The following is a 12,058-nucleotide window of genomic DNA, read 5'->3' as shown; positions in this document are numbered from 1 at the left end:
TAATGAAGTTGCATGATATGATAGTTTTTGTCGCTATAAAAATTGCTCATTGAAAACTAAACAAACAAGAACGTCAACAAACAATTTTTTAGCTTTTTATAAAAGCTAAGCCAACGTAACAAAATGAGCTATATCAACTTTCTTGGAGAGTTTGATCCTGGCTCAGGACGAACGCTGGCGGCGTGCCTAATACATGCAAGTCGAGCGAATCTTTAGGAGCTTGCTCCTAAAGGTTAGCGGCGGACGGGTGAGTAACACGTGGGCAACCTGCCTGTAAGACTGGGATAACTTCGGGAAACCGGAGCTAATACCGGATAATCCTTTTCCTCTCATGTGGAAAAGCTGAAAGTCGGTTCACGCTGACACTTACAGATGGGCCCGCGGCGCATTAGCTAGTTGGTGAGGTAATGGCTCACCAAGGCGACGATGCGTAGCCGACCTGAGAGGGTGATCGGCCACACTGGGACTGAGACACGGCCCAGACTCCTACGGGAGGCAGCAGTAGGGAATCTTCCGCAATGGACGAAAGTCTGACGGAGCAACGCCGCGTGAGCGATGAAGGCCTTCGGGTCGTAAAGCTCTGTTGTTAGGGAAGAACAAGTATCGGAGTAACTGCCGGTACCTTGACGGTACCTAACCAGAAAGCCACGGCTAACTACGTGCCAGCAGCCGCGGTAATACGTAGGTGGCAAGCGTTGTCCGGAATTATTGGGCGTAAAGCGCGCGCAGGCGGTCCTTTAAGTCTGATGTGAAAGCCCACGGCTCAACCGTGGAGGGTCATTGGAAACTGGGGGACTTGAGTACAGAAGAGGAAAGCGGAATTCCACGTGTAGCGGTGAAATGCGTAGAGATGTGGAGGAACACCAGTGGCGAAGGCGGCTTTCTGGTCTGTAACTGACGCTGAGGCGCGAAAGCGTGGGGAGCAAACAGGATTAGATACCCTGGTAGTCCACGCCGTAAACGATGAGTGCTAAGTGTTAGAGGGTTTCCGCCCTTTAGTGCTGCAGCTAACGCATTAAGCACTCCGCCTGGGGAGTACGGCCGCAAGGCTGAAACTCAAAGGAATTGACGGGGGCCCGCACAAGCGGTGGAGCATGTGGTTTAATTCGAAGCAACGCGAAGAACCTTACCAGGTCTTGACATCCTCTGACACTCCTAGAGATAGGACGTTTCCCTTCGGGGAACAGAGTGACAGGTGGTGCATGGTTGTCGTCAGCTCGTGTCGTGAGATGTTGGGTTAAGTCCCGCAACGAGCGCAACCCTTGTTCTTAGTTGCCAGCATTTAGTTGGGCACTCTAAGGAGACTGCCGGTGACAAACCGGAGGAAGGTGGGGATGACGTCAAATCATCATGCCCCTTATGACCTGGGCTACACACGTGCTACAATGGATGGTACAAAGGGCTGCAAGACCGCGAGGTTTAGCCAATCCCATAAAACCATTCTCAGTTCGGATTGTAGGCTGCAACTCGCCTACATGAAGCCGGAATCGCTAGTAATCGCGGATCAGCATGCCGCGGTGAATACGTTCCCGGGCCTTGTACACACCGCCCGTCACACCACGAGAGTTTGTAACACCCGAAGTCGGTGGGGTAACCGCAAGGAGCCAGCCGCCTAAGGTGGGACAGATGATTGGGGTGAAGTCGTAACAAGGTAGCCGTATCGGAAGGTGCGGCTGGATCACCTCCTTTCTAAGGATAATGCAGTCCTTGTGGACTGATAAAACGTTGACTGTTACTTGTTTGTTTAGTTTTGAGGGAGCAATTCTCTCAAAGCTTTTTTTAATCGTTCTTTGAAAACTAGATAATCGTAAGAAGAAGTCAAAGTAAAACCGAGAATCGCCACATTAGTTTTTCTCTCTTAAGTAATTAAGAAGAAAATAACCTTTTAGGTTAAGTTAGAAAGGGCGCACGGTGGATGCCTTGGCACTAGGAGCCGATGAAGGACGGGACTAACACCGATATGCTTCGGGGAGCTGTAAGTAAGCTTTGATCCGGAGATTTCCGAATGGGGGAACCCACTGCTCGTAATGGAGCAGTATCTTTACCTGAATACATAGGGTATTGAAGGCAGACCCGGGGAACTGAAACATCTAAGTACCCGGAGGAAGAGAAAGCAAACGCGATTCCCTGAGTAGCGGCGAGCGAAACGGGACATAGCCCAAACCAAGAGGCTTGCCTCTTGGGGTTGTAGGACACTCAACATGGAGTTACAAAGGAACGGGGTAGATGAAGCGATCTGGAAAGGTCCGTCATAGAAGGTAAAAACCCTGTAGTTGAAACTTCGTTCCCTCCTGAGTGGATCCTGAGTACGGCCGGACACGAGAAATCCGGTCGGAAGCTGGGAGGACCATCTCCCAAGGCTAAATACTCCCTAGTGACCGATAGTGAACCAGTACCGTGAGGGAAAGGTGAAAAGCACCCCGGAAGGGGAGTGAAAAAGATCCTGAAACCGTGTGCCTACAAGTAGTCAGAGCCCGTTCATGGGTGATGGCGTGCCTTTTGTAGAATGAACCGGCGAGTTACGATTACATGCAAGGTTAAGTTGAAGAGACGGAGCCGCAGCGAAAGCGAGTCTGAATAGGGCGTTTGAGTATGTGGTCGTAGACCCGAAACCAGGTGATCTACCCATGTCCAGGGTGAAGTCCAGGTAACACTGGATGGAGGCCCGAACCCACGCACGTTGAAAAGTGCGGGGATGAGGTGTGGGTAGCGGAGAAATTCCAATCGAACTTGGAGATAGCTGGTTCTCTCCGAAATAGCTTTAGGGCTAGCCTCACGTTGTAAGAGTCTTGGAGGTAGAGCACTGTTTGGACTAGGGGCCCTCATCGGGTTACCGAATTCAGACAAACTCCGAATGCCAAAGACTTATCCGTGGGAGTCAGACTGCGAGTGATAAGATCCGTAGTCAAAAGGGAAACAGCCCAGACCACCAGCTAAGGTCCCAAAGTTTACGTTAAGTGGAAAAGGATGTGGAGTTGCTTAGACAACCAGGATGTTGGCTTAGAAGCAGCCACCATTTAAAGAGTGCGTAATAGCTCACTGGTCGAGTGACTCTGCGCCGAAAATGTACCGGGGCTAAACGTAACACCGAAGCTGTGGATTGACACCGTATGGTGTCAGTGGTAGGAGAGCGTTCTAAGGGCGTTGAAGCTAGACCGTAAGGACTGGTGGAGCGCTTAGAAGTGAGAATGCCGGTATGAGTAGCGAAAGACGGGTGAGAATCCCGTCCACCGTATGCCTAAGGTTTCCTGAGGAAGGCTCGTCCTCTCAGGGTTAGTCGGGACCTAAGCCGAGGCCGAAAGGCGTAGGCGATGGACAACAGGTTGATATTCCTGTACCACCTCTTTATCGTTTGAGTGATGGGGGGACGCAGGAGGATAGGGTAAGCGCGCTGTTGGATATGCGCGTCCAAGCAGTTAGGCTGGTAAGTAGGAAAATCCGCTTACCGTAAAGGCTGAGCTGTGATGGCGAGGGAAATATAGTACCGAAGTTCCTGATTCCACACTGCCAAGAAAAGCCTCTAGCGAGATAAAAGGTGCCCGTACCGCAAACCGACACAGGTAGGCGAGGAGAGAATCCTAAGGTGAGCGAGAGAACTCTCGTTAAGGAACTCGGCAAAATGACCCCGTAACTTCGGGAGAAGGGGTGCTTTTTGAGGTGAATAGCCTCGAAGAGCCGCAGTGAATAGGCCCAGGCGACTGTTTAGCAAAAACACAGGTCTCTGCGAAGCCGCAAGGCGAAGTATAGGGGCTGACGCCTGCCCGGTGCTGGAAGGTTAAGAGGAGGGGTTAGCGCAAGCGAAGCTCTGAATCGAAGCCCCAGTAAACGGCGGCCGTAACTATAACGGTCCTAAGGTAGCGAAATTCCTTGTCGGGTAAGTTCCGACCCGCACGAAAGGCGTAACGATCTGGGCACTGTCTCAACGAGAGACTCGGTGAAATTATAGTACCTGTGAAGATGCAGGTTACCCGCGACAGGACGGAAAGACCCCGTGGAGCTTTACTGTAGCCTGATATTGAATTTTGGTACAGCTTGTACAGGATAGGTAGGAGCCTGAGAAACCGGAGCGCCAGCTTCGGTGGAGGCGTCGGTGGGATACTACCCTGGCTGTATTGAAATTCTAACCCGCACCCCTTATCGGGGTGGGAGACAGTGTCAGGTGGGCAGTTTGACTGGGGCGGTCGCCTCCTAAAGAGTAACGGAGGCGCCCAAAGGTTCCCTCAGAATGGTTGGAAATCATTCGCAGAGTGTAAAGGCACAAGGGAGCTTGACTGCGAGACCTACAAGTCGAGCAGGGACGAAAGTCGGGCTTAGTGATCCGGTGGTTCCGCATGGAAGGGCCATCGCTCAACGGATAAAAGCTACCCCGGGGATAACAGGCTTATCTCCCCCAAGAGTCCACATCGACGGGGAGGTTTGGCACCTCGATGTCGGCTCATCGCATCCTGGGGCTGTAGTCGGTCCCAAGGGTTGGGCTGTTCGCCCATTAAAGCGGTACGCGAGCTGGGTTCAGAACGTCGTGAGACAGTTCGGTCCCTATCCGTCGTGGGCGCAGGAAATTTGAGAGGAGCTGTCCTTAGTACGAGAGGACCGGGATGGACGCACCGCTGGTGTACCAGTTGTCTTGCCAAAGGCATCGCTGGGTAGCTATGTGCGGACGGGATAAGTGCTGAAAGCATCTAAGCATGAAGCCCCCCTCAAGATGAGATTTCCCATAGCGTCAAGCTAGTAAGAACCCTGAAAGATGATCAGGTTGATAGGTCAGAGGTGGAAGCGTGGTAACATGTGGAGCTGACTGATACTAATCGTTCGAGGACTTAACCAATTTTTAAAAGCGAAACTCGTTTTACAAACTTCTTCTGAAATTATCTAGTTTTGAGGGAATGATACCTCAAACTTATAGTCTGGCAGCAATGGCGAGAAGGTCACACCCGTTCCCATACCGAACACGGAAGTTAAGCTTCTCAGCGCCGATGGTAGTTGGGACTTTGTCCCTGTGAGAGTAGGACGTTGCCAGGCAAAATGAAACACAACCTATTGAGGGTTGTGTTTTTTTGTTTTGTTGCCGTATTAGTAGGAGAATCGTTCCCTTGCAGCGGGTTTTTTATAGAAAAAGGTAACAATAATCAGAGAATCGTTACCTCCTTTTTAGAAAAGGAGGTAACGATTGGAGGTTAATCGTGCCCATACAATGCCAATATTAGTGATAACGGTAATGAATAGCGTATATTAGTACCTAATTTTTCAAGCGAAGAGGAAATCAACCCCATCTTTGATTTCCAAGAGTTCGATATTTTATGAATAGAGGGAACCAAAGCCCCTCTTTGGTGCCCCAGAGCTCAATTTTCCAATGATAGAGGGAATCAAACTCCACTTTTCCGTTTTATCCTCCTGCCTCTTTCCTACCCACCTTATTAATTCTTCGCTTAAATAAATAACACACTTTAATTAATTAAAGTAAAAGAAGGATTAAAAGTATGTAATAGAGAAATCAGTTGATAACGACGCAAAAACAGGAGGATAATCAATTATGAAACTAGTAACAATTAATAAAGAAGGCAAACATGTGTTAGGCGTAAAAGTGGAGAAGTGCCTCATTGACCTTGATGAGGCATTAAAAGTTAGCCCCAATAATCAGGTACATACAAATATTATGGACGTAATCGCAGGCGGTCATAAAGCCACTACTGCACTCGAGAACTATATAGCAAATCTGCCAACAGAAGAAAATAGAACAACTTATCTTAAAAATGAAGAAGAAGTTGAATGGGGTCCTTGTGTTACAGAACCAAACAAAATTATTTGTGTGGGTTTAAACTATCGTAAACATGCGGATGAAACAAATTCTCCATATCCAGAAGTACCCATATTATTTAGTAAATTTAATAATGCATTAACAGGGCATAAATGTGAGATTGCTGTGCCAAAGGTAACACAAAGGCTGGATTACGAAGTGGAATTAGGAGTAGTAATTGGGAAGGAAGCAAAGTATGTAAGTAAAGAAAGGGCATTAGATTATGTATTTGGCTACTGTACAGCTAATGATTTATCAGCGCGTGACCTCCAGAAAAGGACAAACCAATGGTTACTTGGAAAAACATGCGATGACTTCAGTCCAATAGGTCCTTATCTCGTAACAGCAGATGAAGTTGGTAATCCTAACAATTTACAATTAAAAACCTTTGTAAATGGTGAAAAACGTCAAGATTCCAATACATCTGATATGATTTTTTATGTAGATGAAATTGTCAGCTATATTTCGCAGCATATGACTCTTACACCTGGTGATGTGATCCTTACTGGAACTCCAGCCGGTGTGATCATAGGCTACCCACGGGAAAAGAGAGTTTACCTAAAGCCTGGTGATGTAATAACCGTTGAAGTAGAAAAATTAGGTACTTTAACGAATAGATTAATCGAAGAAAAATAATTTTGGAGAAAGCCAGGCACGTAAAGCTTGCCTGGCCGTCCAATATATTAGGACCCCGTATATAAGCCAACCCCCTCATCCCAACCCCACTTCTTTCCATGAGACCATAATTCAATTGTAAGAGGCAAAGAATTCATCTTCACCTATCTTAATGGTTTTGATGGACTTTTCTTTTTTTCCTAAGAAAACTTTTGTTAAACTAATATAGAATTAAATTACTAAGCCACCGCCTATGATTTCCAAAAAAAAGGAGAAAATCATGTTTAAAATTTTTATCGTTGAAGATGATAAACAACTTGTTACCTTGCTTGAGGACCATTTACATAAATTCGGTTTTGATACTCAGTCAGTTGAAATCTTTGATAGTGTTTTAGATCAATTTGAAATGTATTCCCCTCATCTCGTCTTGCTTGATGTTAATTTACCTAAATTCGATGGTTATTATTGGTGCCGTCAAATTCGTAAGGTATCCACCTGTCCTATTATTTTTATTTCAGCTAGGGAAGGAAAAATGGACCAGGTGATGGCTCTTGAAAATGGAGCTGATGATTACATCACAAAACCATTTGATTACGACATTGCAGTAGCAAAAATCAACAGCCACCTTCGTCGCGCTTATGGGGAACTTGCTAGTGCCCATGGTAATCGAACGATCGATATAGGTGGCTTAAAACTAGATACTGAAAGATTAACTCTGACCTATCAAAATCATAAGGTAGAAATCAGCCATACAGAGGCTAAAATTATAGAAGAATTAATGAGAAAGTCGGAGAGGGTCGTCAGCCGCGATCGCTTGCTAGAAAAAATTTGGGATGATCAAGTTTTTGTTGATGACAATACATTAAATGTTTATATCACCCGTGTACGGAAGAAGTTATTGGCATTAAAAATTGAGGATGCATTGCAAACGATTCGTGGACAAGGATATCGCCTTTCACCTAATTGGGGTATGCAGTCTTGAAACTTTTCATAAAAGAACAGATACCTTTAATTTTAGTGTATATAGCTCAACTGGGACTTATATTGTTTGTTTTTTGGCTGGATGGGTATCGAGATTATTCCATTAGTCTTTATGCGGCAATTCTTAGCAGCTGCTTGCTAGTGGGGTATTTGATTTATCGATATTTAACACATCGGAACTTTTATAAGCGTCTGGAAGAACCACATGCATCATTGAGTGAGTTTATTGAGGAAGGTTCTAGAGCGCCATTAGCAGCTGGTCTACATCTATTATTGAAAAGTCAATATCGTCAGTATCAAAATGGTTTACATCATTATCAGCATAAATTAAAGAATCATATTCAGTTTATTAATCAATGGGTTCACCAAATGAAAACCCCCTTATCTGTTATGCATTTAATGATCCAAGATGAGGATGATCCCCGATTTACAGCAATCGGTGATGAACTAGATCGTATGAAAAAAGGCTTAGATATGGTCTTATATACAGCCCGCCTAGATGAATTTGAACATGACTTTTACGTTGAATTGCTTTCCTTAGAAGAGGTCGTGCGTTCAGTTACATCCAGCCAAAAACGGCTATTTATCCGAAATCGTGTTTTTCCTTCCTTGCAATTGGAAGAAGGGTTAAGAATAACGTCAGATGAAAAATGGCTTTCTTTTGTTTTAACTCAGATTATTACAAATGCAGTAAGGTATACAAAGGAAGAGAATCAGAAAATTTTCGTAAAAGGGTATAAACGTGGAGCGAAGGTTATTTTAGAAATTCAGGACCAGGGTGTAGGAATCCCTAAGAGTGACTTGCCTAGAGTTTTTGATCCCTACTTTACGGGTGAAAATGGACGAAACTTCCAAGAGTCAACCGGAATGGGGCTTTTTCTGGTTAAGCAAATATGCGATAAACTAGGGCACAGAGTAGAGATTGAATCAATGTTAAATAGAGGGACAACTGTAAGAATTATTTTCTAATAAAAAATCCTTACAATCTTGTAAGCTAACTGTAAGTTTATGAAGTGGTTACGAACGGCCTTTACTAGTTAAGATAGAGACATGAAATAAAGAACAAGGAGTGAAGGTCTTGTCTATTTTAACAGTAAAACAATTAGCAAAAATATATGAGGGAAAAGTAGCGCACAAAGCCTTGGATAATATTAATTTTTCAATTGAAAAAGGTGAATTTGTTGGCATAATGGGTCCATCTGGGAGCGGAAAAACGACCCTGTTAAATTTAATTTCCACCATCGATCAGCCTAGTTCAGGCGAAGTCATAATCAATGGCAAAAATCCTCATCAATTAAATCGAAAAGATACTGCATTGTTCCGCAGGCATGAACTTGGGTTTGTTTTTCAACATTTTAATTTACTTGATACTCTAACCGTAGAGGAGAATATCGTCCTTCCACTTACGTTAGATGGAGTGAAGGTTAGTGAGATGGATAAGAAACTGCAACAGGTTGCAAAAAAACTTGGGATTGACTCCATTTTAAAAAAGCGTACGTATGAGATTTCTGGTGGACAGATGCAAAGAACAGCAATCGCTCGGGCGATTATTCATCAGCCTGCGCTCATTTTAGCAGATGAACCTACTGGTAACTTAGATTCAAAATCTGCTAAAGATGTTATGGAAACCATCTCAACGATTAATAAAGAAGATGGGGCTACTGCTTTAATGGTGACACATGATGCCGTTGCAGCGAGTTACTGCAACCGGGTTATTTTTATTAAAGATGGACAGCTTTATAACGAAATTTATCGAGGAGATAATCGCCAGGCATTTTTCCAAAAAATCATTGATATGCTGGCATTGCTAGGGGGGAATAGTCATGACCTTTCGACAATTCGCCTTTAGAAATGTAATCCGCAATAAGCGGACCTACGCGGCCTACTTTTTAAGCAGCGCGTTCTCAGTTATGATTTTCTTTGTTTATGCTTTGTTTATTTTTCATCCTGATATTAAAGAAGGGGTAACTGCTTCCACTGCGATTGAACTGATGTCAGCGGCAGAAGTGATCATGTACGTATTTTCTTTCTTGTTTGTTCTATACTCAGTCAGCACATTTTTGAAGTCTCGTAAACGGGAATTTGGAATCTTAATGATGCATGGCATGACGAGAAACCAGTTAAACACCATGGTTTTTTTAGAAAATATGTTGATCGGTATTGCTGCTATTATTACTGGGATTGGCGCAGGGATCATCACAGGTAAATTGTTTTTGATGATCGGCTCGAGAATGATTGGAATAGAGTCACTGCCATTCTATTTATCAGGAAAAGCACTAGGGTGGACGGTCGGAGCCTTTTTGGTATTATTCTTATGTATTTTTATTTTTACTACGACTTTAGTTAGAGTTAATAAGTTAATTGATTTATTTCAGGCAGGTGAAAAGCCGAAAAAAGAGCCAAAGGTTTCTAAAGTGCTCTCAATCTTGTCTGCGATTCTATTAATTACGGGTTATTACCTAGCGGCAACAACCACACTAGAAACGATGTTTTTTCGAATTCTACCTGTTATTGGAATGACCATTATTGGAACCTATTTCTTTTATACCCAACTGTCTTTATTCCTTACTAAATTGCTTCAAAAGAATCGTTTACTTTTTTGGAAGAAAACAAATTTGATTACCTTCTCAAGTCTTGCATACCGCTTAAAGGATAATGCCCGGATGTTTTTCATGGTTACCATCGTTTCCACAGTCGCTTTTTGTGCAGTGGGAACACTTGCATCTATGAATGTGTTGACGAAGGAATTTCGCGATAATTATCCCGCGGCAATAAGTTATATTGCAAAGGGTGAACACCCCATTCACGAGCAAAACTTACAGCAAATCAAACAGGAGTTAAAAGAGAAAAATGTAGTTTATTCTACACTAAAAATTCCTATTAAATATATTGAAATTATTGATTCATCTGACGAATATGCACGCGAGAGGGTGCCAGTAGTAGCATTTTCTGATTATAAAAAGTCATCCGAAATGGCTGGTTATTCTTTTACAGAGAAGGAGTTAGCAGGGACAGAAAGCTTAGCATTGCTAACAGCGTCACTTGAGACCTTTGATCACCAGACCTATACATTAAAACAAGAGAAGATTAAGCTGCTACAAAATAAGGAAACAGAACATGTTGTTTTTCCTTATCAAATTTTATTTAGTGAAGGTCTTGTCATTAGTGATGACTTGTATCAAAAACTTTCAGCGGCAAGCACGGATACATTTATCGGCTTTTATACAGATGAGTTTGAAAAAACAGCCGGGATCGCTGATCATCTTGTAGAAGATGGAGCTGCTTATGCTCCAAGGGACGATGAGGCTATTGATCCAAAAGAATACGCCATGACGGTTAGTGGTACCTTGTATCATCTTAAAATGAGCATGTATCGGATGAGTTTGTTTGTTGCCCTGCTTACTGGCGCATTCTTCTTTATTGCTGCTGGCAGTTTCTTGTATTTCCGCCTGTATGCAGATTTAGAATACGACCGCCGCTTGTATTTAACCATTAAAAAGGTTGGCTTGACGGATGGGGAGCTAAATAAGATTGTTACCCGCCAGCTTGTCCTCCTTTTCTTTGTTCCTATCATCGTAGCAATGATTCACAGTGTTTTTGCTTACATGGCATTGCAAAGTCTTTTCACAATGTCCATTGCTACTGAGATGATGATTGTACTTGCGTGCTTCTTTATTGCTCAAGTCATTTATTTCTTATTCATCCGTCATCATTATTTAAGGAATTTGAAAAAGACGCTAATCTAATAATGAAGTGGGACCTGTCAAAGCGGCAGGTCCTATTTTAATGAAAAAAATAATAAAAAAGGTTAAACTAACAAAATAACGAAAAAGGATTGCTGAAATGGAGGTTTAGTCTTTGTTAGAAAATAGTTTCATGATGATTTTGGTTATCTTAATTATCAATATCGTTTATGTTTCTTTTTTTACGATAAGAATGATACTAACGTTAAAAGGCCAGCGATATTTGGCGGCGTTTCTTAGTATGATTGAGGTAGTTATTTATGTGTTAGGTCTTGGGCTTGTTCTGAATAACCTTAATGAAATTCAAAATCTTATTGCTTATGCGGTGGGGTATGGTATTGGGGTTATTGTTGGGATGAAAATTGAGGAAAAGCTTGCTTTGGGGTATATTACGGTTAATGTAATAACAAAAGAATACGATAAGAATTTACCTAAGATTTTAAGAGAAAAGGGATTTGGGGTGACGAATTGGGCAGCTCATGGCCTTGAGGGCGACCGAATGGCCCTTCAAATTTTGACTCCAAGAAAATTCGAACTTAAATTATACGATACAATTAAAAGTTTGGATTCAAAAGCATTCATTATTTCCTATGAACCAAAGGCCATCCATGGCGGCTTTTGGGTAAAGTCAGTAAAGAAAGGGAAGTTATTTTCATGAGTAAAAAGAAAATGAAATTTGAGGTACAAGAAAATGAAAGTATTGATGCTTGTTTAGAAAGGATGAAAAAACAGGGATTTATACCTGTTCGCCGCACGGAAAAACCAATCTTTCAGGAGGTAATTAGTGGAAAGGAAACTTCCTATGAACCGGTTGGAAGGCAGATTGTCTTTGAGGGCGTAAGTATTGATTAAAAACGAACGTTAGTTTTTGAAAAAATAAAATCGTTCGTTTTTATTGACCATTTGCCCCTTAAATTGTAATATA

General features: G+C 43.0%; 7 protein-coding genes and 3 rRNA genes. All 10 read left to right on the top strand.

The window, feature by feature from the left end; translation table 11 throughout:
• The first annotated feature begins 139 nt into the window (after window positions 1-139).
• Window positions 140-1,689: ribosomal RNA gene (locus tag QUG14_RS16660) — 16S ribosomal RNA — on the top strand.
• 199 nt (window positions 1,690-1,888) lie between these two features.
• Window positions 1,889-4,825: ribosomal RNA gene (locus QUG14_RS16655) — 23S ribosomal RNA — on the top strand.
• 78 nt (window positions 4,826-4,903) lie between these two features.
• Window positions 4,904-5,019: ribosomal RNA gene (rrf, locus tag QUG14_RS16650) — 5S ribosomal RNA — on the top strand.
• The 16S, 23S and 5S rRNA genes sit together here, the layout of an rRNA operon.
• A gap of 511 nt (window positions 5,020-5,530) precedes the next feature.
• Window positions 5,531-6,430 carry a fumarylacetoacetate hydrolase family protein gene (locus QUG14_RS16645; protein ID WP_289341635.1) on the top strand — a complete coding sequence of 300 codons (900 nt, stop codon included), beginning with the start codon at window positions 5,531-5,533 and terminating at the stop codon, window positions 6,428-6,430.
• 259 nt (window positions 6,431-6,689) lie between these two features.
• On the top strand, window positions 6,690-7,391 hold the full coding sequence (locus QUG14_RS16640; protein WP_289341634.1) for a response regulator transcription factor: 702 nt from the start codon (window positions 6,690-6,692) through the stop codon (window positions 7,389-7,391).
• Window positions 7,388-8,359 carry a sensor histidine kinase gene (locus QUG14_RS16635; RefSeq protein WP_289341633.1) on the top strand — a complete coding sequence of 324 codons (972 nt, stop codon included), beginning with the start codon at window positions 7,388-7,390 and terminating at the stop codon, window positions 8,357-8,359. The genes QUG14_RS16640 and QUG14_RS16635 overlap by 4 nt, the downstream gene beginning before the upstream one ends.
• A 109-nt stretch (window positions 8,360-8,468) precedes the next feature.
• On the top strand, window positions 8,469-9,239 hold the full coding sequence (locus tag QUG14_RS16630; RefSeq protein WP_289341632.1) for an ABC transporter ATP-binding protein: 771 nt from the start codon (window positions 8,469-8,471) through the stop codon (window positions 9,237-9,239).
• On the top strand, window positions 9,214-11,136 hold the full coding sequence (locus QUG14_RS16625) for an ABC transporter permease (RefSeq protein WP_289341631.1): 1,923 nt from the start codon (window positions 9,214-9,216) through the stop codon (window positions 11,134-11,136). Before QUG14_RS16630 ends, QUG14_RS16625 begins: the two co-directional genes overlap by 26 nt.
• A gap of 130 nt (window positions 11,137-11,266) precedes the next feature.
• Window positions 11,267-11,791 carry a DUF2179 domain-containing protein gene (locus QUG14_RS16620; protein ID WP_289344167.1) on the top strand — a complete coding sequence of 175 codons (525 nt, stop codon included), beginning with the start codon at window positions 11,267-11,269 and terminating at the stop codon, window positions 11,789-11,791.
• Window positions 11,788-11,985 (top strand): NETI motif-containing protein, encoded by a 198-nt coding sequence (locus QUG14_RS16615; RefSeq protein ID WP_289341630.1) that lies wholly within the window; start codon window positions 11,788-11,790, stop codon window positions 11,983-11,985. Before QUG14_RS16620 ends, QUG14_RS16615 begins: the two co-directional genes overlap by 4 nt.
• Window positions 11,986-12,058 lie beyond the last annotated feature (73 nt).

Source organism: Neobacillus sp. CF12 (assembly GCF_030348765.1).
Classification (GTDB): domain Bacteria; phylum Bacillota; class Bacilli; order Bacillales; family Cytobacillaceae; genus Neobacillus.
This window is presented reverse-complemented; position numbering and strand designations above follow the sequence as displayed.

Bases quoted from the DNA above. Each gene is read 5' to 3' on its own strand.
- QUG14_RS16645 (WP_289341635.1), top strand. From the start codon at position 5,531: ATGAAACTAGTAACAATTAATAAAGAAGGCAAACATGTGTTAGGCGTA.
- QUG14_RS16640 (WP_289341634.1), top strand. From the start codon at position 6,690: ATGTTTAAAATTTTTATCGTTGAAGATGATAAACAACTTGTTACCTTG.
- QUG14_RS16625 (WP_289341631.1), top strand. From the start codon at position 9,214: ATGACCTTTCGACAATTCGCCTTTAGAAATGTAATCCGCAATAAGCGG.
- QUG14_RS16620 (WP_289344167.1), top strand. From the start codon at position 11,267: ATGATGATTTTGGTTATCTTAATTATCAATATCGTTTATGTTTCTTTT.
- QUG14_RS16615 (WP_289341630.1), top strand. From the start codon at position 11,788: ATGAGTAAAAAGAAAATGAAATTTGAGGTACAAGAAAATGAAAGTATT.